The sequence below is a fragment of the Loktanella salsilacus genome, assembly GCF_900114485.1.
Taxonomy (GTDB): Bacteria; Pseudomonadota; Alphaproteobacteria; order Rhodobacterales; family Rhodobacteraceae; genus Loktanella; species Loktanella salsilacus.
On sequence record NZ_FOTF01000008.1, the window covers coordinates 12,020 to 37,374 of the forward strand.

At 60.6% G+C, this 25,355-nt stretch carries 26 protein-coding genes; 11 read left to right on the forward strand and 15 right to left on the reverse strand.

Annotated elements, in window-relative coordinates; translation table 11 throughout:
* Positions 1 to 106: 106 nt before the first annotated feature.
* The 6 genes from rnr to dapD all read right to left on the reverse strand — a co-directional run bounded on the left by rnr (position 107) and on the right by dapD (position 5,602).
* Complete coding sequence (rnr, locus tag BM131_RS08575) at positions 107 to 2,356, reverse strand: ribonuclease R (RefSeq protein ID WP_090188375.1); 2,250 nt, start codon at positions 2,354 to 2,356, stop codon at positions 107 to 109.
* Positions 2,357 to 2,475: 119 nt separating this feature from the next.
* A complete protein-coding gene (gene dapE, locus BM131_RS08580; RefSeq protein ID WP_090188378.1) occupies positions 2,476 to 3,624 on the reverse strand; it encodes a succinyl-diaminopimelate desuccinylase in 1,149 nt (382 codons plus the stop codon).
* 65 nt (positions 3,625 to 3,689) lie between these two features.
* Positions 3,690 to 4,034: a hypothetical protein gene (locus BM131_RS08585; protein ID WP_090188817.1), complete on the reverse strand. Its 345-nt coding sequence runs from the start codon at positions 4,032 to 4,034 to the stop codon at positions 3,690 to 3,692.
* Between the two features lie 111 nt (positions 4,035 to 4,145).
* The gene (locus BM131_RS08590; protein ID WP_090188380.1) at positions 4,146 to 4,394 is read right to left on the reverse strand and encodes a GlsB/YeaQ/YmgE family stress response membrane protein; all 249 of its coding nucleotides are present in this window, start codon (positions 4,392 to 4,394) and stop codon (positions 4,146 to 4,148) included.
* Positions 4,395 to 4,484: 90 nt separating this feature from the next.
* Positions 4,485 to 4,775: a hypothetical protein gene (locus BM131_RS08595; protein WP_090188383.1), complete on the reverse strand. Its 291-nt coding sequence runs from the start codon at positions 4,773 to 4,775 to the stop codon at positions 4,485 to 4,487.
* Positions 4,775 to 5,602: a 2,3,4,5-tetrahydropyridine-2,6-dicarboxylate N-succinyltransferase gene (gene dapD / locus BM131_RS08600; RefSeq protein WP_090188385.1), complete on the reverse strand. Its 828-nt coding sequence runs from the start codon at positions 5,600 to 5,602 to the stop codon at positions 4,775 to 4,777. The genes BM131_RS08595 and dapD overlap by 1 nt, the downstream gene beginning before the upstream one ends.
* Positions 5,603 to 5,683: 81 nt before the next feature.
* Here dapD and BM131_RS08605 point away from each other — a divergent pair, with 81 nt between their 5' ends.
* Positions 5,684 to 6,529 carry an LOG family protein gene (locus tag BM131_RS08605; protein WP_090188387.1) on the forward strand — a complete coding sequence of 282 codons (846 nt, stop codon included), beginning with the start codon at positions 5,684 to 5,686 and terminating at the stop codon, positions 6,527 to 6,529.
* A 99-nt stretch (positions 6,530 to 6,628) separates the two neighbouring features.
* On the opposite strand, the gene BM131_RS08610 is transcribed toward BM131_RS08605, so the two are convergent.
* From BM131_RS08610 to BM131_RS08620, 3 genes are all read right to left on the reverse strand, one after another.
* Positions 6,629 to 7,555: a sulfotransferase family protein gene (locus tag BM131_RS08610; RefSeq protein ID WP_175499240.1), complete on the reverse strand. Its 927-nt coding sequence runs from the start codon at positions 7,553 to 7,555 to the stop codon at positions 6,629 to 6,631.
* A gap of 222 nt (positions 7,556 to 7,777) precedes the next feature.
* A complete protein-coding gene (gene rlmN, locus BM131_RS08615; protein WP_090188392.1) occupies positions 7,778 to 8,959 on the reverse strand; it encodes a dual-specificity RNA methyltransferase RlmN in 1,182 nt (393 codons plus the stop codon).
* A gap of 99 nt (positions 8,960 to 9,058) precedes the next feature.
* Positions 9,059 to 9,592, reverse strand: coding sequence for an invasion associated locus B family protein (locus tag BM131_RS08620; RefSeq protein ID WP_090188394.1), 534 nt, complete (start codon positions 9,590 to 9,592; stop codon positions 9,059 to 9,061).
* A 181-nt stretch (positions 9,593 to 9,773) separates the two neighbouring features.
* On the opposite strand from BM131_RS08620, the gene BM131_RS08625 reads away from it, so the two are divergent.
* The 5 genes from BM131_RS08625 (at position 9,774) to BM131_RS08645 (ending at position 15,717) form a co-directional block, all read left to right on the forward strand.
* Complete coding sequence (locus BM131_RS08625) at positions 9,774 to 10,769, forward strand: asparaginase (RefSeq protein ID WP_090188397.1); 996 nt, start codon at positions 9,774 to 9,776, stop codon at positions 10,767 to 10,769.
* Between the two features lie 9 nt (positions 10,770 to 10,778).
* Positions 10,779 to 11,567 (forward strand): exodeoxyribonuclease III, encoded by a 789-nt coding sequence (locus tag BM131_RS08630; protein ID WP_090188400.1) that lies wholly within the window; start codon positions 10,779 to 10,781, stop codon positions 11,565 to 11,567.
* Between the two features lie 131 nt (positions 11,568 to 11,698).
* Positions 11,699 to 13,228, forward strand: coding sequence for a 2,3-bisphosphoglycerate-independent phosphoglycerate mutase (gpmI, locus tag BM131_RS08635; RefSeq protein ID WP_090188402.1), 1,530 nt, complete (start codon positions 11,699 to 11,701; stop codon positions 13,226 to 13,228).
* On the forward strand, positions 13,225 to 14,325 hold the full coding sequence (locus tag BM131_RS08640; protein WP_090188405.1) for a murein hydrolase activator EnvC family protein: 1,101 nt from the start codon (positions 13,225 to 13,227) through the stop codon (positions 14,323 to 14,325). Before gpmI ends, BM131_RS08640 begins: the two co-directional genes overlap by 4 nt.
* 12 nt (positions 14,326 to 14,337) lie before the next feature.
* Positions 14,338 to 15,717, forward strand: coding sequence for a S41 family peptidase (locus tag BM131_RS08645; RefSeq protein WP_090188408.1), 1,380 nt, complete (start codon positions 14,338 to 14,340; stop codon positions 15,715 to 15,717).
* Positions 15,718 to 15,775: 58 nt separating this feature from the next.
* Here the strand turns inward: BM131_RS08645 and BM131_RS08650 are convergent, their stop codons facing one another.
* The 3 genes from BM131_RS08650 to BM131_RS08660 form a co-directional block, all read right to left on the reverse strand.
* Positions 15,776 to 16,666 (reverse strand): homocysteine S-methyltransferase family protein, encoded by an 891-nt coding sequence (locus BM131_RS08650; RefSeq protein ID WP_090188411.1) that lies wholly within the window; start codon positions 16,664 to 16,666, stop codon positions 15,776 to 15,778.
* Between the two features lie 68 nt (positions 16,667 to 16,734).
* Positions 16,735 to 17,355, reverse strand: coding sequence for a LysE family translocator (locus BM131_RS08655; protein WP_090188414.1), 621 nt, complete (start codon positions 17,353 to 17,355; stop codon positions 16,735 to 16,737).
* On the reverse strand, positions 17,352 to 17,813 hold the full coding sequence (locus BM131_RS08660; RefSeq protein ID WP_090188416.1) for a GAF domain-containing protein: 462 nt from the start codon (positions 17,811 to 17,813) through the stop codon (positions 17,352 to 17,354). Before BM131_RS08660 ends, BM131_RS08655 begins: the two co-directional genes overlap by 4 nt.
* A 234-nt stretch (positions 17,814 to 18,047) precedes the next feature.
* On the opposite strand from BM131_RS08660, the gene BM131_RS08665 reads away from it, so the two are divergent.
* On the forward strand, positions 18,048 to 19,625 hold the full coding sequence (locus tag BM131_RS08665) for a gamma-glutamyltransferase family protein (RefSeq protein ID WP_090188419.1): 1,578 nt from the start codon (positions 18,048 to 18,050) through the stop codon (positions 19,623 to 19,625).
* A 47-nt stretch (positions 19,626 to 19,672) separates the two neighbouring features.
* Here the strand turns inward: BM131_RS08665 and hspQ are convergent, their stop codons facing one another.
* Positions 19,673 to 19,999 (reverse strand): heat shock protein HspQ, encoded by a 327-nt coding sequence (hspQ, locus tag BM131_RS08670; RefSeq protein WP_090188422.1) that lies wholly within the window; start codon positions 19,997 to 19,999, stop codon positions 19,673 to 19,675.
* Positions 20,000 to 20,207: 208 nt separating this feature from the next.
* Here hspQ and BM131_RS08675 point away from each other — a divergent pair, with 208 nt between their 5' ends.
* The gene (locus BM131_RS08675; RefSeq protein WP_090188425.1) at positions 20,208 to 20,792 is read left to right on the forward strand and encodes a transglycosylase SLT domain-containing protein; all 585 of its coding nucleotides are present in this window, start codon (positions 20,208 to 20,210) and stop codon (positions 20,790 to 20,792) included.
* 53 nt (positions 20,793 to 20,845) lie between these two features.
* Here BM131_RS08675 and dps read toward each other — a convergent pair whose 3' ends face one another.
* Entirely contained in the window at positions 20,846 to 21,325 is a 480-nt protein-coding gene (gene dps, locus BM131_RS08680; RefSeq protein WP_090188427.1) for a DNA starvation/stationary phase protection protein Dps, read from the reverse strand.
* 193 nt (positions 21,326 to 21,518) lie between these two features.
* On the opposite strand from dps, the gene BM131_RS08685 reads away from it, so the two are divergent.
* Positions 21,519 to 22,121: a LolA family protein gene (locus BM131_RS08685; RefSeq protein WP_090188430.1), complete on the forward strand. Its 603-nt coding sequence runs from the start codon at positions 21,519 to 21,521 to the stop codon at positions 22,119 to 22,121.
* 15 nt (positions 22,122 to 22,136) lie between these two features.
* On the opposite strand, the gene BM131_RS08690 is transcribed toward BM131_RS08685, so the two are convergent.
* Positions 22,137 to 23,357: a urate hydroxylase PuuD gene (locus tag BM131_RS08690; RefSeq protein WP_090188432.1), complete on the reverse strand. Its 1,221-nt coding sequence runs from the start codon at positions 23,355 to 23,357 to the stop codon at positions 22,137 to 22,139.
* A gap of 67 nt (positions 23,358 to 23,424) precedes the next feature.
* Between BM131_RS08690 and puuE the strand changes: the two genes are divergently transcribed.
* Positions 23,425 to 24,828 (forward strand): allantoinase PuuE, encoded by a 1,404-nt coding sequence (puuE, locus tag BM131_RS08695; protein WP_090188435.1) that lies wholly within the window; start codon positions 23,425 to 23,427, stop codon positions 24,826 to 24,828.
* The gene (locus tag BM131_RS08700; RefSeq protein WP_090188436.1) at positions 24,825 to 25,307 is read left to right on the forward strand and encodes an ureidoglycolate lyase; all 483 of its coding nucleotides are present in this window, start codon (positions 24,825 to 24,827) and stop codon (positions 25,305 to 25,307) included. The genes puuE and BM131_RS08700 overlap by 4 nt, the downstream gene beginning before the upstream one ends.
* The last annotated feature ends 48 nt before the right edge of the window (positions 25,308 to 25,355 follow it).

Consider the following 25,355-nt stretch of genomic DNA (forward strand, 5'->3'; position numbering starts at 1 on the left):
ACCCCGGATCTATGCCCTAGCGCTTTGATGCCGCATCCGCATTCACCTTGCCAAATAAACTCCCGCCGGAGGCATCTTTCACCAACCGCAACCGCCGCGACCCGGCTTAGCGCGCTTTGCGAACCCGGCTGACCTTACGCGCCGTCTTGGCGTTTTTTTTCTTTGCAGACCCCTGTTTAAACCGCGGCGGCTTGCCGCGCCCCGCAGGCGAGCCTTTAGGCTGCGTGCGACCGTCCAGCTCTAGCAGCTCTACAATCAGACCACCTGTGATCGGTGCAGCCTCTACCAGCCGCACGCGGGCGCGTTGGCCTAGGCCAATCGCATGGCCTGTCTCGCTGCCGGTTAGGGTCTGGGTATCGGCGTCGTAATGAAAATACTCACGCCCCAAATTACGGATCGGGATCATACCATCCGCGCCCGTTCCGTCGAGCTTGACGAAGACACCGAACTTCGCGATTCCGCTGATCCGGCCGCCAAATTCGGCACCAACATGCTCTGACAAAAACGCCGCCAGATAGCGGTCCGTCGTGTCCCGCTCGGCCATCATCGACCGGCGTTCTGTATCGGAAATCTGTTTCGCCGTCTCATCCAGATGCTCGATATCCCAAGGCGACAAGCCATCTTTGCCCCAGCCATGCGCCGCGATAAGCGCGCGGTGCACGATCAAATCGGAATACCGCCGGATCGGAGAGGTGAAGTGCGCGTAGTTCAGCAGCGCCAAACCGAAATGGCCAAAGTTTTCAGCGTTATAATAGGCCTGCGTCATGCTGCGTAGGGTCGCGATATTGATCAGCTCGTCCGCATCCGTCCCCTGCGCTTGCGCCAGCAAACGGTTCAAATGCGCGGTCTTCAGAACCTGCCCCTTGGCCAGCACCAGACCCGATGCTTCGGCCACCTCGCGTAGGGCATCCAGCTTGGTCGGGCTCGGCTCTTCATGAACCCTGAACAGCAGCGGCGTTTTCTTGGCGATCAGTGTTTCCGCCGCACAGACATTGGCAAGGACCATGAATTCCTCGATCAGCCGGTGCGCATCAAGGCGTTCCTTGAAGTTCACAGCCGTGACCTTGCCGTCCTCGTCCAGTTCGATCCGGCGTTCCGGCAGATCAAGGTCAAGCGGTTGCCGCGCCACACGCGCCTTGGCCAATGCGGCATAGGCCGCATAAAGCGGTTTAATGATCGTCTCGACCAGTGGCGCGGTTTTGTCGTCAGGAATGCCATCCATCGCCGCCTGCGCCTGCTCGTAATTCAGCGATGCGATAGAATTCATGATACCGCGGTGGAATTCATGGCTGATCTTATTGCCATGCGCGTCGACCTTCATCGCCACAGCAAGACAGGCGCGGTCGACGTTTTCGTGCAACGAACACAAATCGCCCGACAGCGTATCGGGCAGCATCGGCACAACGCGGTCTGGGAAATAAGTGGAATTGCCACGGTTCCGTGCCTCGCGGTCAAGCTCTGACCCCGGGGTGACGTAATGCGCCACATCAGCAATCGCGACCCAGATGGTGAAACTGCCATCGTCATGCGCGTCGACATAACAGGCGTCATCGCGGTCGCGGGCGTCGACGGGGTCGATGGTCAGCAAGTCAATCTGGCGCAAATCGGTGCGCCCCTTGATGCTGGCCGGCTTAGCGGCGTCCGCCTCTGCCACGACGGCATCAGGGAAATGGTCGGGGATGCCGTGCTGGTGAATGGCAATCAGGCTCACCGCGCGTGGCCCGGTGGGATCGCCAAGGCGGCTGACAATCTTTGCCTTGGGCAGGCCCATGCGGCCCTTGGGTCCGGTCTGCTCTGCCTCGACCAGCTCGCCATCCTTGGCCCCGCCAGTCGCGCCGGCAGGGATGATGAATTCGTTGCTTGAGCCTTTGTCGATCGGCATCACGCGTCCGCCGTCAGACCCCGCGCGATAGACGCCAAGAATACGCTCTGGGTTCGTACCAATCCGCCGGATCATCCGCGCCTCGTAGGCGTGCTGTTCTCCGGGTGTGGCGGTCAGGCGTGCCAAAATGCGATCCCCTGCGCCCAGCGCGGGGTCAGAGGATTTCAGCGTCATCAAGATACGCGGCGGCGGGGCGGCGTCGTTCCAGTCGACGGGGCGGGCATAGATATCGCCGTCAGCGTCCGGCGCTTCGACCTGCAACACGGACACGGGCGGCAGTTTTTGCGCATCACGGTACGACGAGCGGCGCTTGGCCAGCAGGCCCTCTGCCTCCATCTCGCGCAGGACTTGCTTGAGCAGGACGCGGTCTGCCCCCTTAATGCCAAAGGCCCGCGCGATGTCGCGCTTGGCCGCTTGGGTGGGATTGTCCGCGATGAACGCGAGGATGTCGGTCTTGGAGGGGATCTGTGTCATGCCGGGGCATCTAGCACGGCAATAGGTGGGCGCCCATGTTTTATGTCATGTATCCGGAGCTGCCCTTGGACCGGGGCCAGCCCCGGACCCCGGAGTATTTTTGGCCAGATGATGCGGATCTAGGCGAAGTAGTCGCGCAGGATGCGGGCGTAGATCGATTTGAGGGCGATAATATCGGCTACGGGGACCTTTTCATCGACCATATGCATCGTTTTGCCAACAAGGCCGAATTCGACGACGGGGCAATGATCCTTGACGAAGCGCGCATCCGAGGTGCCGCCGGAGGTGGAGAGTTCGGGCGTTTTGCCAGTTTCCGCTTTGACAGCTTTTCCGATCAGGTCCGACAGGGTGCCGGGCGGGGTCAGGAAGCTTTCGCCGCTGATTTTGATCTTCATCTCGATACGGATGCCAGTGTCTGCGGCAACGGCGTCCAGTTCGGATTGCATCCAATCGGTCAGGGCCGCGCCAGTGTGGTCGTCGTTAAAGCGGATGTTGACGGCAGCGCGGCAGGTGGCAGGGATCACATTGGTGGCGGGGTTGCCGGTGTCCATTGTGACGATGGCCAGTGACGACGGATCGAAATGGTCGGTGCTATCGTCCAGCGTATGACTAGCAAGGCGGTCCATCAGGCGGGCCATGGCGGGCAGCGGGTTTTTAGCGCGGTGGGGATAGGCGGAATGGCCTTGCTGCCCGTGAAAGGTGAACCAAGCGGTCATAGAGCCGCGGCGACCGATCTTCATCGCCTCGCCCATGTGGTTGGGGCTGGTGGGTTCACCGACAAGGCAGTCGGTCATCTGTTCATTGTTGGCGGCCATCCAGTCCAGCAGAGCAGTGGTTCCGTCGAGAGCGTCCGCCTCTTCATCGCCAGTGATCGCGAGGATCACGGCACCATCGGGCGGGGTTTCGGCGACGAAGTCGCAGGCGGCAGCGACGAAGGCAGCGACGCCGGATTTCATATCGGTGGACCCGCGTCCCCACAGGAAGCCGTCCTTAATTTCCGCACCGAAGGGGTCGACGGTCCAGTCACCCGGGTTGCCGATGGGCACGACGTCAGTGTGACCATTGAAGCCAAAGCTGCGGTTCGCGCCTTTCCGGCCCCAGCGGGCAAACAGGTTTGCGATACCGCCGCGGTCAACGCGGGTGCAGTCGAAGCCGTTTTCCGTCAAAAGTTGTTCCAGCAGGACCAACGCGCCGCCCTCTGCAGGGGTGACGGAGTTGCAGCGCACGAGGCGCGCGGTCAGGTCTACGGGGTCAATCGGCGTTGTCATGGCAAGCTCCTGTCGCAGTTGCGATAGGGGTAGCGCTGCGGCGAGCCGGATGCAAATGTTGGTGGTTAGTGGACTGCTGCGTCGTCGTCTTCGTCGCCGAAGAAGGGCGTCATCTGCGCGACAATGACGCTGTTTTCGTCCAAGGCGCGCTGCATCAGCTCTCGCTCTGCGTCGTCGATGTCGTGGCCTTCGGCAAGGCGTTCGTCCAGCGTGCCGTAGCCGGACACGTCCAGCGGCGACAGATCGGCCTGCTTCAGGATCGCGACGGTTTCGCGCACGGCTTCAGCCTCGTCCACGCCAGAGGCGTAGCACATAAGAGCCGCCCCGGTCGCGTCCTTGGGCAGACCGTCGTCAATGCTGCGGCCGACTTCGACGAGCAGCGTGTAAACCTGTTGAGTACGTTTATTCATGCCGCGTGGCATCGCGCCAATGGCGGCACCTGTCAAGCGGGTTTGGGTGCAAATGCAAAACGGCGCGCAGGGGTGCTGCGCGCCGTTTGCCGTATAACAGAGCCGTAAATCTTAGCGGCGGACCATCCGGGCCAGCCAGATGAGGATGCAGGCGCCAATGAAGCCCACGATCAAGTAACCAAAGCTAAAGCTAGCGCCAGCGGCATAGAGGCCGAGCAGCGTGCCGAAGATAAAGTTGAACAAGATTGCGCCGACGATCCCCAGAAGGATGTTGGCCAGCAGGCCCATGTTGGATTTCATGAATTGTTCGGCAAGCCACCCTGCGATGCCACCGACGATAATTGCTGCGAGCCAGCCCATATTGATCTTCCTTATGCGTTTTTGCCCCCTGTGGGGCATTCTGCGACAGAACGTCTCAGCTTTGGAAATGGTTCCCGATAGCGTGAATGTTCAGTGAAGATCGGATTGGGGCGGCGTGGTGTCCTGCCACCGGGACCGGGTCGCCCACATAGAGGACGTGATCAGCACCAGTTGTAGCGGGGCAAAAAACAATACGAAGAGAGTGACGATGCGGGCCCAGATCGGCAGCGCCATCAGCGGGCTGTAGCCAAGCCAGAGGGCACCGATCAGCAAGGCAAGAAGGATGACAGTGTCGCAGATGACCGGCACCCAAGCGCCAAGCCAGCTAGGCCGCACCCCGGCCGCGATAGTGCGGCGGGCCAAGGTGCGGCTTAGGATCATTAGTCGCGCAGCAGCTCGTTGATGCCGGTCTTAGAGCGGGTCCGCTCGTCGACGCGCTTTACGATCACGGCGCAATAAAGGTTGATGCCGTTCTTGGATGGCATGGTGCCTGCGACGACGACGGAATAGGGCGGGACTTCGCCGTAAGTGACTTCGCCTGTTTCGCGGTCAACGATCTTGGTGGACTGGCCGATGTAGACGCCCATGCCAAGGACGGAACCTTCGCGGATGATGCAGCCTTCGACGACTTCAGAGCGGGCACCGATAAAGCAGTTGTCTTCGATGATCGTGGGGCCAGCCTGCATGGGCTCCAGCACGCCGCCGATGCCAACGCCGCCGGACAGGTGGACGTTCTTACCGATCTGGGCGCAGCTGCCGACGGTGGCCCAGCCATCAACCATCGTGCCTTCGCCAACGTAGGCACCAAGGTTCACGAAGGACGGCATCAGGACCACACCGGGGGCGATATAGGCAGAGCGGCGCACGATGCTGCCAGGAACAGCACGGAAGCCTGCGGCGCGCCACTGGTTTTCGCCCCAACCGTCGAACTTGGACGGGACCTTGTCCCACCATGTTGTGCCGCCGTTGCCGCCGCTGATCGGCTCCATGTCGTTCAGGCGGAAGGACAGCAGGACCGCCTTTTTCGCCCACTGGTTCACATGCCACGATCCGTCGTCCTGCTTTTCTGCGACGCGCAGTTTGCCGGAGTCGAGGGCGTTCAGGGTGTCATTGATCGCGTCGCGGACCTCGCCTGTGGTCGCGGTAGTGATGGTATCACGGGCGTCCCATGCGGATTCGATGGCGGTTTCCAGGGCGGCGTTGGACATGGGCGGACCTCTTTGCTGGTTCTGACAGTTGGCACGGGCTATAGACGCGGAGGCTCTGCCGCGCAATCTTAAGGACGTTTCATGACCGAAGACCACGAAAACAAATTCCGCCGTTCGACCGAGGACATGATCGCCGCGAGGGAGGTGCCCGACACGCCCCAGACCCGCGCGCCGTCCTATGCGCTGGCCTTTGCGGACGACGCTTTTTTGGCGCGCGAAGATATGCGGCCCGTGCGCCTGCAGCTAGAGTTGATGAAGCCAGAGCTGTTGATGAACGAAGCCGGGGTGAAATCCACCATCGTGCTTTTCGGCGGGGCGCGGATTCCTGATCCGGTGAACAAGGCGACAGCGCGGACTGAGACGCTGGCGGAGTTGACGAAGTATTACGACGAGGCCCGTAAGTTTGCCCGGCTCATCACCGAACGGTCGCTGGCGAAAGATCCTTGCGAGAATATCATCGCCACAGGCGGTGGCCCCGGCGTGATGGAGGCGGGCAACCGCGGCGCGCAAGAAGCGGGCGGCAAGTCGATTGGCCTGAACATCGTGCTGCCGCACGAGCAGGCGCCGAATGAATACGTGACGCCGGAGCTGTGCTTTAACTTCCACTACTTCGCGGTCCGCAAAATGCACTTCCTGATGCGCGCCTCTGCGGTGTGCGTGTTCCCCGGCGGGTTCGGGACGCTGGACGAGATGTTCGAGGCGCTGACCCTAATCCAGACCGGCCGCATGGCCCGCGTGCCGTTTCTGCTGTTCGGGCGGGCGTTCTGGGAAGGCATCATCAACTGGCAGGCGCTGGCCGATGCCGGAACGATTGCGCAGGACGATCTGAAGCTGTTCCGCTTTGTCGAAACCGCCGAGGAGGCAATTGCCGCGCTGGATGACTGGGACGACAAGGGCAAAAAGCGCCGCGATATTCCGGGGCGGTGACCAAGGCTTGCAGGGCAGTCTATTTGGGCTGTCCCGCAAGACACTCTTCAAGGGCTGGCACGAAACGGGCCAAAGCCCCTTTCGTGCCAGCCTGACGAATCAGGCATACCAATGGTCTAGCGACGCCCCAACCAGCGCTTCTAGCTGGGGCCTGTCTTGCATGTATTTTTGCGTCAGGGCTGCGCGCGTCGCGTCGGAAAGGCGCGGGACCGCTTTTCCGGGGCCTTCCAGATATTGGCGCATCCGGGTTCTGATCTGAGGTGAAATGATTTTCTTCAAGGTGGACTGGATCGGCCCGGGATGGGTCAGGTGACGACTGATGCCCGGTCTGCCAGGCACCTGCGACAAGGTCGATGTCGCATTGACCCGGTCACTTAAAACGATTGGCCTACGGTGAAGATTGAGATGGTCGCATATCCTGCCCCAACTCTCTTCTGGATCGCATTGCAGCGCACCGTATTCCAGAAACAGCACCTGATCTTTTGGAAAAACGGCCAGAAACCGTGCGATCTGCACAGGATAGTGACCATTGGCCACATAACCGTAGGCCGCGCTCCAACGGTTTGCCAATCTGTGCGGCTCTGCGTCAAGGGCGGCTTCAAAGCTGCGGGATGGCTCCAATCCGTCGCGCACATGATGCAGGTATTGCGAAAACGCCCGTTCGACCGGATTGCGCAGGATGACGATGATCCGGGCATCAGGGCGCACGCGGGCGATCGCATATGCCGCAGGAGGATGGCTAAGATAGAAGGGCGAGGCGTCCCCTTTTAGGCGCGAACCTGCGGCACGATAAAGACTGCTGTAGCTTTTCGAGTCGGTCGTTATGCGCGCGACATAGGCGGGATCGTATGGCCCCTTTTCCGGTCTTGCCGAGACGTTGTTAAAGGCGAAGTATCCCGGCTCTTTCACATCAGGAAGAAAGACGTTTTCGTGCTGTCGCAGCCAGTGCCAGACAGCCGTCGTGCCAGCCTTGGCCGCACCGACGATAAAGAAATCTGGAAAGGAGGCGGGGTCTAGCGCATTCATGACAACAGAATACCCGGAACCTATCCGAAGCGCACATTCGCAGACGGATTGATTTAATCCCATTCGGATACGCGCGGCGCCATCGGGATAGGCCGCCAACACGTATCCGTCAGGATACTATTCGCATCTATTGCTGTTTGGTCGCGGCCGAGGCGGTCACATGCAGTCGTCCGTGTTTCGTTGCGCAGTGATCCCAGTTGTGGGCCCCCGCGCAACGGTCAGTTAGAGCCCTGCGTCGGCCTCGATCTGTTTGCGGCTTTTGCGGGCGCGCTCTGTCTCGGACTTCAACTGACCACAAGCGGCCATGATGTCCTCACCGCGCGGCTTGCGGACGGGCGACGCGTAGCCAGCCTTGTAGATGATGTCGGCAAAGGCGTGGATGCGGTTGCCGGAGGAGCGTTTGTAAGGCGCGCCGGGCCATTCGTTGAAGGGGATCAAGTTGATCTTGGCGGGGATGCCCTCGATCAGTTTCACCAGACGGTGGGCGTCTTCGTCGCTGTCGTTTACGCCGTCCAGCATCACGTATTCAAAGGTGATCCGTTCGGAGTTCGAGACCTTGGGATAGACGCGCAGGGCGTCGAGCAGGGCTTCGATGTTCCATTTCTTGTTGATCGGGACCAGCGTGTCGCGCACCTCGTCCGTTGTCGCGTGAAAGCTGACGGCCAGTTGGCAGCCGATTTCCTGCGCGGTGCGGGCGATTTCGGGGACGACGCCGGATGTGGACAGCGTGATACGGCGGCGGGACAGGGCGATGCCCTCGCCGTCCATCGCGATCTTCATCGCGTCGCGGACGTTTTCGAAATTATACAGCGGCTCGCCCATGCCCATCAGGACGATGTTCGACAACATGCGCGGGCCATTATCACCGGTGCCCTGCCCCGGCTCTGGCCATTCGCCAAGGTCATCGCGAGCAACTAGGATCTGGCCGACGATTTCGGCGGGGGTCAGGTTGCGGACCAGTTTTTGCGTGCCGGTGTGGCAGAAGGAACAGGTCAACGTGCAGCCGACTTGGGACGAGATGCACAGCGTGCCGCGATCGGATTCGGGGATATAGACGACTTCAACCTCGTGGCCGCCAGCAATGCGGACAAGGTATTTGCGCGTGCCGTCAGTGCTGACTTGGCGGGTGACGACCTCTGGCAGTTCGATGACAAAGGTATCGGCCAGCATGGCGCGGTAGTCTTTGGCAAGGTTCGTCATCAGTGCAAAATCACGCACGCCCCAGTGATAAAGCCACTGCCACAGCTGGTTCACACGCATTTTGGCCTGCTTTTCCGCCGTGCCTGCGGCGATCAACGCGTCGCGCATCTGATCGCGGGTCATCCCGATCAGGTTCTGCGGCCCGTCGGGCAGCTTACGCGGGATCGTGTGGACGTCTTGCGTGATGGGCGCAGTGGCGGTCATGGCAGTGGACCTTTCGGGCAATAAAGCGAGGCTGATATAGGCAAAAGGCCCCGGTTTCCAAGTGAAAACCGGGGCCCTTCGATTTTTCTGTGAAAAATCTTAACCGGCGCAGCGGTTGGCGGCTTCTTCCACAGCGGCGGTAAAGCCGGAGAGCGAGAAGGTGTCGGTCGTGATGTTACCCCGGCCAGAGCGCGCCTTGAGCACTGCGTCAGAGCCGCGCTTCATCGCGGCGACGACTTTAGCGTCGTCTTCTGGTGTGGCGGGCCACGCGTATTCACCTTCGGTGAACAGCTCGAAGGTGGTTCCGCTGACGTTCAAATTGACGGTCGATCCGGGGGCAAAGGGGTAGCCGCCGGTGAACATGATCTGGCCCTTCACGTTTTCCGAAGGACGGTAGAACACCATCAGATAGATGTCGCCGCGGCGGCCATCAGTCGCATTGCCCGCGCTGTCGGTCAGCAGGCTTTGCTTTGGTGCGGAAGTGCTGATGCACTCGCGCGGATTTTCCGCCTCGAATGTGCTCCAGTCCGTGTTGGCCGCAACGAGGTTGTCTGTCGTTGCCTGTGCGCCCGCCTGCGTTGCAAGCAGCGTTGCTGCTACGAGTGTCAGGGTGCGAAATGTCGTCGTAATCATTTTAAATAGGCCTCCAAGCTGCCCTTGCCTCTGTCCGTCCCGCGGTGGGGTTTTAACAACCTTTTCGTCTGGCGGGTCTGAGTTCAACGCGATAGCCATGGTCCTAGCAAAAAATCGCCCAAACTGCAAAGCCCCCATAAACGCACAATGCCGTGGGCGGCGCGATGAAAGGAAATACCCCATGAGCGGTCCTGTTGATCTGGTCGAAGTCTGGCGCGGCGACATTTTAGAGTCGGTCCATCAAGGGCACGCTGTTGTCTGCGGCCCGGATGGCGAGGTGATCGAGGCTTGGGGTGACGCAGAGGCGGTGATTTTCCCGCGCTCGTCCTGCAAGATGATCCAAGCGCTGCCGCTGATCGAAAGCGGTGCGGCAGATGCGCACGGGCTGGGAGTCGCGCAGTTGGCGCTGTCATGTGCGTCGCATCAGGGCGCGCATATTCACACCGACCGCGTGCAGGTCTGGCTGGATACGCTGGGGCTGTCGGATAGCGATTTTCGCTGCGGGCCGCAGTGGCCCGGCGATATTCCGGCACGTAACGAGATCATTCGCGCCCATGCCGCGCCTTACCAGATCCACAACAACTGCTCTGGCAAGCATGCTGGCTTTTTGACGTTGAACCGCCATCTGGGCGGGGCGGCGGATTATGAGCTGCTGGACCATCCGGTTCAGCAAGCGGGCAAAGCCGCGTTTGAGGATGTGACGGGCGAGACAAGCCCCGGTTACGGGATCGACGGCTGCTCTGCCCCGAACTTTGCGACATCGGTGCATGGTCTGGCCCGCGCGATGAGCTTTTTCGCGACGGCGCATGATCGCAGCGATGCGCGGTCCAAAGCAGCGGTGCGGCTGCGCGATGCGATGACGGCGTTTCCAGAGCTGGTCGCCGGAGAGACGCGCGCTTGCACCGACCTGATGCGGGCGATGGATGGGCGCGTGGCGATCAAGACGGGGGCCGAGGCGGTGTTCGTCGCGATCATCCCCGAAAAGCGGATGGGCGTTGCGCTCAAGATCACCGATGGCAGCACCCGCGCGTCAGAGGCGGCGATTGCGGCCATTCTGGTGAAACTGGGCGTGCTAGACGCAGATCATCCAGCGACCAAGGCCCGTATGGTGCCTGAAATTCGCAACTGGCGCGGCACATTGTGCGGCCACATCAAGCCCGTCGCTGCACTGCTGTAAGGATCTGACATGACATTCACGCTTGCCACTTGGAACATCAACTCTGTCCGACTGCGCGAAGGGCTGGTGGCCCAGCTGATGACGGATGAGGCGCCGGACGTGCTGTGTCTGCAGGAATGCAAAAGCCCGCTGGACAAGATCCCCGTCGCGACGTTTCAGGCGCTTGGCTACACCCATATGATTGGGCGCGGGCAAAAGGGCTATAACGGGGTCGCGATCTTTTCCAAGATGCCGATCGAGGAGGTCGGCGCTGCGGATTACGCGGGGCTGGGCCATGCGCGGCATATTGCGGGCCGGTTGAGCAATGGCGTGACAGTGCACAACTTTTACGTCCCCGCAGGCGGCGATAAGCCGGACCGCGAAATCAATGACAAGTTCGGCCAGAAGCTGGATTACCTGACAGATATGCGCGACGCGTTCCATGCCGCGCGGCCGGAAAAGGCGATTCTGGTGGGCGATCTGAATATCGCACCGCGGGAAGACGACGTTTGGGATCACAAGAAGCTGCTGAAGATCGTCAGCCATACGCCAATTGAGGTGGAACATCTGGCACAGGTGCAGGACTCGGGCGCTTGGGTGGACGTGACACGGCAGGATATTCCGCAAGGGAACCTGTATAGCTGGTGGTCTTACCGTGCTGCCGACTGGGACACGGCTGATAAAGGGCGGCGATTGGACCACATCTGGGCTACGTCCGACATCGCCAGTGCAGCGCATTCCAGCCGCGTGTTGCGGCATGTGCGCGGGTGGGAGCAACCCAGCGACCACGCGCCGGTGTTCGCGACGTTTGATCTGTAGCTCTTTTCCGAATTTTCATTGAAAATGCGGATGCCTCCGGCGGGAGTATTTCAGGCAAGGTGAATGAGAACGGCAGTTTTCTGAGGCTAAAGTTTGCGTTAGGTCATCTGTGAAGTTGAAGGAGAGTTGCCATGTCGATCACCGCGTCCGTACCGAAGCCCGTTGTCCTTTGCATTCTGGACGGTTGGGGATTGCGTGACAGTGCAGAGGCAAATGCGCCTGTGCTGGCCAACACGCCGAACTTTGACAGGCTCATGGCGACCTGCCCGCATGCGACTCTTGTGACTTTTGGGCCTGATGTGGGATTGCCAAAGGGGCAGATGGGAAACTCTGAGGTCGGGCACACCAATATCGGCGCGGGCCGTGTGGTGGCGATGGATCTGGGGCAGATTGATCTGTCGATTGAGGATGGCTCTTATCCCGAGCAGCAGGGCGTTCGCGATTTTGCGGCACGGCTGAAGGACACTGGCGGGCGGGCGCATTTGATGGGCGTCGTGTCCGATGGCGGCGTGCATGGGCATGTTGCGCATCTGGTGGAAACGGCGCGGTTGCTGGCGGCGCAGGGGATTCCGGTTGTTATTCACGCGATTACGGATGGGCGCGACGTGGCACCGTCCTCTGGTCCCGCGTTTATGGCCGACTTGCTGGATAAGCTGCCAAGCGGTGCGCAGGTCGTGACAGTGACGGGCCGGTACTATGCGATGGACCGGGATAATCGGTGGGAGCGCGTGCAGACGGCCTTTGACGCGATGGCTTTGGGCAAGGGTGTGGCCGTGGCGCAGACGCCGCAGGATGCGATTGCGCAAGGGCATGCGGATGGCAAGACGGATGAGTTCATTCCTGCCACGGTGATTGGCGATTACGACGGGATGCAACCTGCGGACGGGCTGTTTTGCCTCAACTTCCGATCGGACCGGGCGAGAGAGATACTGGAGGCGATCGGCAATCCGGGCTTCGACGGCTTTGCGCGAGAAATGCCCGAGCTGGCGGTGCGGCTAGGGATGGTAGAGTATTCGGACCGCCATGTGGATTGGTTCGACGCCGTGTTTCCCAAGCGCGATATTCGAAACACGCTGGGCGAATGGGTGTCAAAGCATGGCAAGACGCAGTTCCGGTTGGCCGAGACGGAAAAGTATCCGCATGTCACGTTCTTCCTGAACGGCGGCAAGGAAGTGCCCGAGGAAGGCGAGGACCGCGAGATGCCGAAGTCGCCCAAAGTGGCGACCTATGATTTGCAGCCAGAGATGTCGTCAGTAGAGGTCACGGATGATTTCGTGGCCGCGATTGAAAAGGGCTATGATCTGATCGTCACGAATTATGCCAACCCCGATATGGTGGGGCATACCGGGGATCTGGACGCAGCGATTGCGGCCTGCGAGGCAGTGGACCGTGGCCTTGGCCGTGTGCTGGACGCGCTAGAGAAGGCAGGCGGCGCAATGGTGGTTTGCGCCGATCACGGCAATTGCGAAACCATGGTCGATCCGGTGACGGGCGGGCCGCACACGGCGCATACAACGAACCTTGTGCCGGTGATCCTGTATGGCGGTCCTGCGGGGGCGACCATTCATGACGGGCGGCTGGCGGATTTGGCACCGACGTTGTTGCAGCTGATGGGTCTGCCGCAGCCAGAAGAAATGACTGGCCGGAGCCTGATTGATTGATACGCCTTGCCGCGATCCTGATGCTGCTGGCAGGGCCAGTAGCGGCGCAAAGCCCGAGCGATGCAGCCACGCAGGCCGCGGCGCGGCTGGCGGCTGCGCGGGTACAGCTGGATGCGGCGGGTGGATCGCGGGACCGCGTCGCCGCGCTGACCGAGACCGTGCGCGCCTATGAGGACGGCTTGATCGCGCTGCGTGACGGGATGCGGCGCGTGGCGATCCGGCGCGATACGCTGCAGACGCAGATGGACGCGCGGCAGGCCGAGGTGTCGCAACTGCTTGGCGTGCTGGCGTCGATTGGGAACGCACCTGCGCCGCTTTTGCTGCTGCATCCGTCGGGGCCGCTCGGCACGGCGCGGTCGGGCATGTTGGTCGCGGATGTGACCCCTGCCCTGCAGGCCAAGGTTGGTGATTTGAAGGGGCAGTTGCAGGAGCTTGCGTTGTTGCAAGCGCTTCAGGAAAGTGCTGCCGATACGCTGGGCGATGGGCTTCAGGGCGCGCAAGAGGCGCGGGCAGCGTTATCGGCAGCGGTGTCGGATCGCACGGATTTGCCGCAGCGGTACACAGAGGACAGCGTTCAGACCGCGCTGCTGATGGCGAGCACGGATACGCTTGCGGCCTTTGCCGATGCGCTGGCAGATAGCGTCGATGTGGCCGCGCCAGAGTTAATCCCGCAGGGCGATCTGGCATTGCCGGTGCAGGGCACCGTTTTGCGCGCCTATAATACGGCGGATGCGGCGGGGATTGCGCGGCCCGGCGTGGTCATTGCGGCGCGGCCGCGAGCGTTAGTCACGACTCCGGTTGCCGCGACGCTGCTGTTTCGCGGGCCGCTACTGGATTACGGCAATGTCATCATCCTAGAACCCGCGCAGGACGTGTTGTTCGTCATCGGCGGGCTGGCAGAGGTGTACGGCGAGGCCGGCCAAGTGCTGCCTGCAGGGACACCGCTGGGGCTTTTGGGCGGAGATTTGCCGGATGTTGACGCGATTTTGACTGCTGGAACGCCCGGAACGGCCCCAGCAGCGACACAGACCCTTTATCTTGAGGTCAGAGACGGGCAAAGTCCGGTCAACCCAGGCACCTGGTTTGCACTGGACTAGATAGGAACGCGCATGAAGAAGCTAATGATGGCCGCCGCCGGTGGCACTGTGTTGGGCCTTGTGGCCACCACGCAGTTTGCCGGGCCGCTGATCGCCCAAACCGCGACCGCGGACGCAAATGTCTATGAGCAGCTTGACCTGTTCGGCGATATCTTTGAGCGGATCCGTCAAGGCTATGTCGAAGACGTGGACGATAAGAAGCTGATCGAGGCCGCAATTAACGGGATGTTGACGTCGCTTGATCCACATTCTTCCTATCTGTCGGAAGACGACGCCAAAGACATGCAGGTGCAGACGCGCGGTGAATTCGGCGGGCTGGGTCTGGAAGTGACGCAAGAAGAAGGCTGGGTAAAAGTTGTGTCGCCGATTGACGACACGCCTGCGGCGGCCGCGGGCATGATGGCGGGCGATTTCATCACCGCTGTGGACGGTGAAAACGTGCTGGGTTTGACGCTGGACGAGGCGCTGGAACTGCTGCGCGGACCGGTTGGGTCCGAGGTGATTATCACAGTCGTGCGCGAAGGATCGACAGAGCCGTTTGACGTGTCGATCATTCGCGACACGATCAAGCTGACCGCCGTGCGCGCCCGAACCGAAGGTAAGGCCGCTGTTCTGCGCGTAACGACGTTCAACGCGCAGACCTTCCCCAATCTGGAAGAGGGTTTGAAAGAGCAGATCGAAGAGGCCGGCGGAATCGAAAACCTTGACGGGATCGTGCTGGATTTGCGCAACAATCCGGGCGGTTTGCTGAACCAGGCTGTGTATGTGTCCGACGCCTTCCTAGAGGGCGGCGAGATCGTGTCGACTCGTGGCCGCGCTGCGGCTGATGGCGACCGTTACAATGCGACTCCCGGTGATCTGGCGGGCGGCTTGCCGATGGTCGTGCTGATCAACGGCGGCTCTGCGTCTGCCTCTGAAATCGTGGCGGGTGCGTTGCAGGATCACCGCCGGGCGATTGTCGTGGGCACGAAGTCGTTTGGTAAGGGATCGGTCCAGACCGTTGTGCCGCTGCAGGGCAATGGCGCGATGCGTCTGACCACGGCGCGGTATTACACGCCATCGGGTCGGTCGATCCAGAACCTAGGCATTTCGCCCGATATCATCGTGGAGCAGCCAATGCCTGTGCCGTCGGACGAGACGGAAGAGGATCAAGCAGCGTCCACCATGCGGTCAGAGGCTGATCTGCGCGGCACGCTGTCGAACGACAGTCTGACCGAGGACGAGATCAAACAGATCGAAGAGGACCGCGCGCGGGCTGAAGAGGCCGCAAAGCTGCGTGATGACGATTATCAGCTGGCCTATGCCATTGATATTCTGAAGGGTCTTCATGCACTGGGCCCACAGGTGAAAGTGGACCTTACAGTGACGGATGCGTCGTCTGCCGGAAACTGATCTGCGCTAAATGAATGCCAAAACGCCCCGCCAGTGATCTGGCGGGGCGTTTTGCGTTTTAGACGATGGTGTGGCCGGCGTCAGTGATCGCCTGCGCCAGCGCGCGGATATGGGCGGGACCAACCTCGCAGCAGCCGCCGACGATTGTGGCCCCGGCGTCGATCCAGCGCATGGCGTGGGCGGCGTAATCGGCGGGCGACAGATCGCGGCTGGTCAGGGCATCGACGGTGGGTTTATCTTTCAGGAAGTCGGCAGAGATCTTTTCGAACCCATTGGCGTAAGCACCGCAGGGCAACGATCCGCGTGACAGGATGGCAAGGGAGGCGTGGATCGCCTCTGGCGCGGAGCAATTCACGAGGATGGCCGCAGCCCCCTCGCTGGCGATGGGAAGGATACCGCCGACCGGCTCGCCAGAGCGTAGGCGGGTGCCGTCGGTGTCATCGACGGTGATCGACAGCCAGACCGGCTTGCCTGCTTCCAATGCACCGTCCATCGCGGCGCGGGCGTGGGCCAGCGACGCGACGGTTTCGCAGATGATGATATCGCAAGCAGGCGCGATCTTTTGCGCGACCTCCGCGTAAAGCGGTTTAGCGATATCATAGGCGGGGTGGACGTCGGGACGAAAGCTGGCGATCAGCGGGCCTAGGCTGCCTGCGATGCGGCCTGATCCGTGGGCGGCAACGGCGGCCTGCGCCTCTGCCACAGCGGCGGAGAGGAGGGTGTCGAACTGATCCTCGAACGCGGTGCCCTTTAGGCGATCGTGGTGGACCGCGTAGGTATTTGTGGTGGCCACGGTGGCACCGGCGGCGAAGTAGTCAGCGTGGATTTGCTGCACCAAACCGGGATGGTCGATCATCACTTGGGTGGACCACAGATTCGTCGGCGCATCGCCCGCGCGGCGGACAAGTTCCTGCCCCATGCCGCCGTCAAGAAGAGTGATATCGGTCATATGCGTGTCTGCCTTTTTATGCGCCGTTTGATTGGCTGAAATCTGGTGTGGCGGCAACCCCGACGGGATCAAACCCGCGTTGGGGTGTGGGCAAAGCCCAAAAGCAGGCCGTAGATGATGAAACATAGAGCCAGCAGGCGGCGAAACCAGACGTTAAAGACTGCGCCAAGTGCTGCGCGGCCAAGGCCTGCGCCCAGCGCGGTATAGGTGCAGTAGCTGGCTGCGGTCAGGGTCAAAGCGGTGGGCACAATGACTGACATCTGCGCCATGATGGGCACGTCCGGCTGCACAAATTGCGTAAACGCGGCCAAGTAGCCCACGACCGATTTCGGGTTGATCGTCGCGATCAAGAACGCGCGGCCATAGATGCTGCCCGGCCCGCCTGTGTCCTGTTTTGGCGGGGTTGCGGCGCGCAGCCAGCCGCGGATGCCGGTCCAGATCAAAAAGCCTGCACCAACCAGCTTCGCGACTGTAAACGCGATGGGCGAGGCGGTCAGAAGTGCGGTCACGCCCAGCGCGGACAGGGTCAGAAATAGGCACGCCTGGGTGAGGATGCCCGCGACTCCGGGCAAAGCGCGCCAGAAGCCGAGGGCCATGCCGTTGGTAATGCAGTTCACCGCGTTTGGCCCCGGCGTGGTGACGAAAACAAGCCAGAACAGGGCGAAGACTGTCCAGGCTTGATAGGTCATTGCGCGTTGGCAAATGTGCTTGCGAGGATCGCAGTTAGTGCATCAGCGTCGGCCCCAGTGAAGGCGTCGGGCAGGTTGCTGTCGATGTCAAAGACGCCAAGCAATTTGCCTGCGCTATTGACGACAGGCAGGACAATTTCGGACCGCGTCGAGCTCGCGCAGGCGATATGGCCCGGGAAGGCGTCAACGTCGGGCACAAGTTGCACCTGCCCCGTACGCGCAGCGGCGCCGCAGACACCCCTGCTAAAGGGGATCACAAGACAACCGTGGCCGCCTTGGTATGGGCCAATTTTCAACAGCTCTGGCGCGGTGACGCGGTAGAACCCGGTCCAGTCAAAGCGATCGTCGGATTGATGCACCTCGCAGGCGAGGGTCGCCATAAGGGCAACGGTGTCATCTTCGCCTTCGGTCAGGGACGCAATGGTGCGGGTTAGGTCGGTGTAATCAACATGTTTCATGCGCACTGGCGTAGCGCCTTATTTGCGCCCGAAAAAGCCCCAAAAAGACCTTATACGCGCCGCCATATAGACTCTGCCGCAACGCAACGTTGGGTCGTGGCTGCAAAGCTATATCGGCACCGCGTTTTAATGCCCCCACCCAGTAGCGCGGTGCCGGACACATTCCCAAAAGTGTGATTGTCTTTCCTCCCAAAATCATTGACCATTCAGTCAAAGCTAAACGGGAGAGAAGACGTGCGCGATTTTCAGATACCGGGGCGGTCACCCACCTATGCCGAGAACGGCATGTGCGCTACGTCGCACCCACTGGCGGCCAAGGTCGCGATCCAAATGCTAGAGGCTGGCGGCAACGCCGTTGACGCCGCTATCGCAGGCGCGGTGCTGCTGGGCATTTGCGAGCCGCAGATGACAGGAATAGGGGGCGATTGCTTTATCCTGATGACGCCGCCGGGATCGGATAAGATCCACGCACTGAACGGATCGGGCCGTGCGCCTGCTGCCTATTCCGCCGGTGATCTGCGCGGCAAGGGCCATAAAGTTGTGCCGCTGAATGACCCGGCTGCCGTGACTATTCCGGGCGCGATTGATGCGTTTTGCACGTTGTCCAAGGGCTGGGGCAAGCTGGGGCTAAAGGCCGTGCTGGCCCCGGCGATCCATTACGCAGAGGCTGGCGTCCCGGTCAGCCCGCGTGTGTCGTTCGATTGGGCCAATGACGAAGGTGTGCTGCAAGGTGCGGCGCGCGATCTGTACATGGTAAACGGCAAGGTGCCGGAACCCGGTCAAATGTTCCGTGCGCCAAAGCAGGCAGAGGTGCTGCGCCGGATCGCAATGGAGGGCCGCGCTGGTTTCTACGAGGGCGAAGTCGCCGAAGATATGGTCGCATCGCTGAATGCGATGGGCGGCGTGCATAGCCTTGATGATTTTGCGCAGACGCAGTCCACTTGGGGTGATCCCATTCAGGGCGGCTATGGCGGGCTGGATCTGTATGAGCATCCGCCAAACGGTCAGGGCGCGACGGCGATCCTGCTGCTGAACATCCTGTCCCAGTTCGATATTGCCAGCATGGACCCTTGGGGTGCCCAGCGCGTGCATATCGAGGCCGAAGCGACGAAGCTGGCCTATGATGCGCGTAACCGGTTCCTGTCGGACCCGGATCACATGACGCGGCTGGACCACATGCTGTCGATGGACACAGCCAAGAAGCTGGCTGCGCTGATTGATCCCGCCAAGGCTTTGCCCGGCGGTTTGCCCGGGGCAGAGGCGATCCATAAGGACACGATCTATATCACCGTGGTCGACAAGGATCGCATGGCGGTATCGCTGATCTATTCGATCTTCCACGGCTTCGGATCGGGGATCGCATCGGACAAGTTCGGGATTCTGTTCCAAAACCGTGGCGCCGGTTTCAGCCTAGAGGAAGGTCACGCCAACGAGGGCGGACCGGGCAAGCGTCCGATGCACACGATTATTCCGGGCATGTTGCAGAAGAACGGCAAGACGATGATGCCGTTTGGCGTGATGGGCGGGGCTTATCAGTCCACCGGGCATGCCCGATTCGTCACCAACGTCACCGATTTCGGGCTAGAGCCGCAGGCTGCCATCGACGCGCCGCGCAGCTTTGCAGAGCTGGGACACCTGAAGGTCGAGCGGGGCTATTCCGACGCAGTCCGCGCCGAGCTGTCTGATCTGGGGCATGAGGTCGTGATCCCAGAGACGGCGATCGGCGGGGCACAGGCGATTCTATTGCGGGATGACGGGGTCTTGCAGGGTGGATCTGATCCGCGCAAAGACGGCTGCGCCCTCGGATACTGAAGCTAGAATACTAAAAGCGAAAAGCGGGCCTAGGCCCGCTTTTTTCGTTAGTTCATCTGGACTTGCAGAGGATAAAGGCCGTCCTCGAACGGGCCGAAAATCTCTGGCACGTCGGGATGTTCGACAGGCTCGCCGGAATAGTCGGCGACAAGATTCTGTTCGGACACATAGGCCACGTAGAAGCTTTGGTCGTTTTCCGCGAGCAGGTGGTAATACGGCTGATCCTTGGCAGGGCGCGATTCCTCTGGAATCGCCTCGTACCAAGCGTCGGTGTTGGAAAACATAGCATCCACGTCGAATACCACACCCCGGAACGGGTGTTTGCGATGACGGACGACTTGTCCAAGATGATATTTCGCGCGCGTCTTAAACATAGATGCAACTACCCCCAGAATCGTTACTAAACGCAGCTGCCCCAAAAAGTCCACATTTGCCGTGCGGTTAATGCGGAAACAGTCTGTAGGTGACGGCAAGGACCCGCCGGCTGGAAAAAACGTGAACGCAGGCTGCGGCCTTAATCGTTCACAAAGCCGCGCGTTTCGGATAGCGTGGTAAAAAATATAAAAGAAGAGCGAGAGGCAAATGAGCAGTTTCCTTCGCGCACTGGTATTTCTGGCGTTACTGGGCTCTTGCGCTAGTCGCGAGTATTCGGCCCCGCGCGACCTAGATAACGCCTGTGCGATCCTATCAGAGCGGCCCGAATATCGGCGTGCGTTCAAGAAGGTAGAGCAGAAATACGGCGTACCTATGCCCGCCATGATGGCGATCATTTACCAAGAGTCGAAATTTATCGGCAACAATCGCCCGCCGCATCAATATGCGCTAGGGGTGATTCCCGTCGGGCGTCAGTCGTCCGCTGTCGGCTATAGCCAAGCGCTGGATGGCACTTGGGAAGAGTATCAGGATCAAGTCGGCGGTAGCCGTGCCAAGCGCGAAGACATTAACGCCGCGTCTGATTTCATGGGCTGGTATATGACCGCGACGGTGCGCGAAACCGGTGTGCCGCTGACAGATGTGCGCAATCAGTATCTTGCCTATCACGATGGGCGGTCCGGCTATATGCGTGGAACGTGGCGCAGCAAAAGCTGGCTGATCCGCATCGCCGGAGAGGTCGAGGCCCGCGCGCTGCTATATGATGCGCAGCTACGGTCCTGCCGGAAGCGATGATATAAAAAAGGCGCGCTGCGAGGGCAGCGCGCCTTTTGTTTTGCCGGACGTGCTTACTTCGTTGCGTTGGCACCAATGAACCAAGCGTCCTTGTCGATCGCGCGGCTGACCTCGGTCATGATATCTGCGGTGTCTTCGTCACCGGCGTCGCCTGCATCGGCAATACCTTTGCGGACGGATTCGCCAACAGTCAGGAAACGATCTTTCAACGCTTTGATGTGGGCGTTGATGTCTTCTTCTTCGACGGGATAGGCGTCCATCTTGGCTGTTTCGGCAGCAACTTCGAGCGTGCCGCGGGCAAAGCCGCCAAGAATTACAGCGCGTTCTGCCATCAGGTCCGCACTGTCACGCAGGCGATCAGCAACATCGTCCAGCAGTTCGTGCACGCCGATAAAGCCTGCGCCCTTCAGGTTCCAATGCGCCTGCTTGACGGCGAGCGTCAGGGCGATCACTTCGGCCAAGTTTTCGTTCAGGATGGCGATTGCTTTTTTGCGGGTCTGGCCGTCAAGGCCGGCAACGAATACGTCTGGCATGATAAATTCCTTATATTCTGGCGGCGGAGTCTTGCGCCGCTTCACCTGTACAATGCAAAGCCCGCATTTAAGTTCCCAAGGGGGCGGTTAGTCGCTGACCGGGGGGCGTTATCGCATGTCAAACGCGATATCGGCATGGAAGAGGGACCCCGGCGGCCCTATGTCGGTGGTCAAGCAACTATAGGTGAAAGCCATGAACAGACGTACACTCCTTCTTTCTGCTGCCGCTTTGGCTGTCGCAGGCGGTGCCGCACAGGCGCAGGAATTGTCCCTGAACGAAGTATCCGCCTACTTGAACCAGATGCAGACAGCCCAAGGCGGCTTCACGCAGATCAACGGCGATGGCACGCTGTCCACCGGGCAGATCTACATCAAGCGCCCTGGCCGCATTCGGTTTGAATACAACGCGCCGGACAATTCGCTGGTGATGGCGGGCGGCGGACAGGTGGCGGTCTTTGACCCCAAGTCCAACACCCCTGCAGATCGCTATCCACTGAACCAAACGCCGCTGAACATCATTCTAGAGCGGAACGTGAATTTGGGTCAGGCACGGATGGTGACGGGCCATACGTCAGACGGCACCAAGACGACCATCACGGCGCAGGACCCGGCGCACCCGGAATATGGCAACATTCAGTTAGTGTTCACGGCAAACCCGGTAGAGCTGCGTCAGTGGATCGTGACCGATGACGTAGGAGAGCAGACGACCGTGATCTTGAACGATCTGGTCAAGGGCGGCAGCATCGGTGATGCGCAGTTCAACATCGAAGCCGAGATGCGGCGTCGGGGTCAATAAGGTCGGGGTCAATAATTAAGACGCGGCGCGGAACCAGCGGGCTAAGGTCTGACGGTCCGCGTCGCTAAGGTCTGTTACATTTGCAGGCGGCATCGCATGGCTGATCGCCGCCTGCACATAAATCTGCCCGGCATGTTTGGCGATATCGCTGTCTGTTTCCAGAAACACACCCTTTGGCGCCCAGCGGATACCGTCCCAGACAGGTTCGCGGGCATGGCACATGGAACAGCGTCCTTGCACGATTTGGGCAGCATCCTCGAACCCATCCGCTGCGGCAAAGCGCTGCTCGGTCGCGGTCAGGGCGCGGCTTTCGGCATTTTCATAGGTGTCGTGACCGGGGAAGGACGACAGCCACGCCATGATGATAAAGATGATAACCGTCGCAGCCCACGTCCACGTTGGCTGCCCTTTGCGCGCGTGCATCGAGTTAAAGTAGTGTCGGATCGTGACGCCCAGCAGGAACACCAGGGTGGCGATAATCCACGCATATTGGGTGCCGAACGCCAACGGATAGTGGTTCGACAGCATCAGGAAAATCACGGGCAGCGTCAGATAGTTGTTATGCGTGCTGCGCAGCTTTGCGATCTTGCCATACTTGGGGTCAGGCTTGCGCCCGGCCTGTAGGTCAGCGACCACGATGCGCTGGTTTGGCATAATGATCAGAAACACGTTCGCGGTCATGATCGTGGCGGTGAACGCGCCCAAATGCAGCAGCGCAGCGCGGCCGGTAAAGACTTGGTTGTAGCCGTAGCTCATCACGACCAGCATCATGAACAGCAGTAGCATCAGCGTAGTGGGACGTTCGCCCAGCGGGGATTTGCACAGGAAATCATAGATCACCCAGCCGACAGCGAGCGAGGCAGCAGAGATCAAGATGCCCTGCCAGATCGCCAGATCAGCCTTGGCCGGATCGATCAGATACAGGTTCGCGCCAGCCCAATAGACCACCATCAGCATGGCAAAACCAGACAGCCAGGTTGCGTAGCTTTCCCATTTGAACCAAGTTAGGTGCGCAGGCATGGCGTCGGGCGCGACAAGATACTTCTGGATATAGTAAAATCCGCCGCCGTGGACTTGCCATTCCTCACCATCTGCCGGGCCGGGAATGTTGCGGTTCAACCCCAGATCGAGCGCGATAAAGTAGAAACTGGACCCGATCCACGCGATTGCAGTGATGACATGGGTCCAGCGCACGGCAAAGGCGAGCCATTCCCATAAAATTGCCATATCATACATCTGTTTGCCCTCTCGCATGCCTCGGATTTGACGGTATAAACAGGTAAACCAAAGGGAAAGACCCAACATGACCCGCTATCCCCGCGACATGATCGGCTATGGTGCCCAAACGCCAGACCCGAAGTGGCCAAACGGCGCAAAAATCGCAGTTCAGATCGTTTTGAATTACGAAGAAGGCGGCGAAAACAACATTTTGCACGGCGATGCAGCGTCAGAGGCATTCCTGTCAGAGATCGTGGGCGCGGCGGCTTGGCCCGGTCAGCGGCACTGGAACATGGAAACCATCTATGAATACGGCGCGCGGGCCGGGTTTTGGCGGCTGCACCGGCTGCTCAAGGATCTGCCGATCACCGTGTTTGGCGTGGCGACCGCCATGGCGCGCAGCCCCGATCAGGTGGCTGCGATGCAGGACGCCCAGTGGGAAATCGCCTCTCACGGGTTGAAATGGATCGAATACAAAGACGCACACGAAGAAACCGAGCGCGCCCATATCCAGCGCGCCATCCGCCTGCATACTGAAGTGACGGGGGAACGCCCGCGCGGGTTCTATCAGGGGCGTGCGTCTATAAACTCCGTGCGGCTCGCGGCAGAGGAAGGGTTCGATTACCTTGCCGACAGCTATGCGGACGACCTGCCCTATTGGATGGAAATTGGCGCGCGCGATCAGCTGGTTGTGCCCTATACGCTGGATTGCAACGACATGCGCTTTGCCACGCCGCAGGGTTTTAACGCTGGCGATCAGTTCTACGACTACCTGCGCGCCAGCTTTGATGCGCTGTACCGCGAAGGCGTTGAAGGTCAGGCCAAGATGATGTCGATCGGCCTGCATTGCCGTCTGGTCGGCCGCCCCGGCCGGATAGAAGCGCTGCGCCAGTTTATCGACTACGCCCGCACCCATGACGGCGTTTGGTTTGCCACGCGCGAACAGATCGCAGACCACTGGCGCACCCATCATCCCCACGTCCGGTGGGATCGCCCCAGCCAGATGGCCAAGGCGGATTTCGTGGTCAAGTTCGGCGGCATCTACGAACACTCAGCTTGGGTGGCAGAGCGGGCGCATGGCATGGAACTGGGCGCAGCGCATGACAGCGCAATCGGTGTCGGCAACGCATTGGCCCGTGCCTTTCGGTCATCGGCGACAGCGGATCGCCTAAAGGTCCTACGCGCCCACCCTGACCTTGCAGGCAAGCTGGCCGCAGCAGAACGGCTGACGGCGGATAGCACGGCAGAGCAAGCCTCTGCCGGACTGGATGCGCTGACGGACGAAGAGCGGGATACGTTTCAAAAAGCGAATGCCGCCTATGTCGCAAAGTTCGGCTTTCCCTTCATCATCGCCGTGCGCGACCACACCAAGGACAGCATTTTGCGCGCATTCGAGACGCGGCTGCAAAACTCGGTCGAGGAAGAGTTCGCCACCGCCTGCGCCCAAGTCGAACGGATTGCCGCACTGCGCCTGCAGGCCGTGATGTGATTATCGCGCAGCCTTTGACCGCATCAGGCTTTGCGCCTTTTGGCGACGTGATGGACGCCAGCGGCGCGCCGGACAAGCTGATCAATGCAGGCCTGTGCGGGCGGTATCATGACCGGGCGCAGATGGATTTCAGCGATGGTCGCGCAGGGATCAGCATTTTCAATGCGCAGCCCCGCACCCTGCCCTACACCTGCGACCTGCTGGAACGACATCCAGACGGATCGCAGGCCTTTATCCCGATGACGCAGCATCCGTTCTTGGTCATCGTCGCCCCGGATGAGGACGGCAGCCCCGGCACGCCGCAGGCTTTCATCACGAAGCCCGGTCAGGCGATCAATCTGCACCGCGGCACTTGGCACGGTGTCTTGACCCCCCTGCACGCCCCCGGCCTATTTGCGGTGGTGGACCGCATCGGCAGCGGCGCAAACCTGCAGGAACACACCGTGGCCCCCTTCACGGTCCAGCTTTCTTCTGGTTAAAAATATCTTCGGGGGGCGCGTAGCGCGGGGGCAGACAGCCCCCTCCGC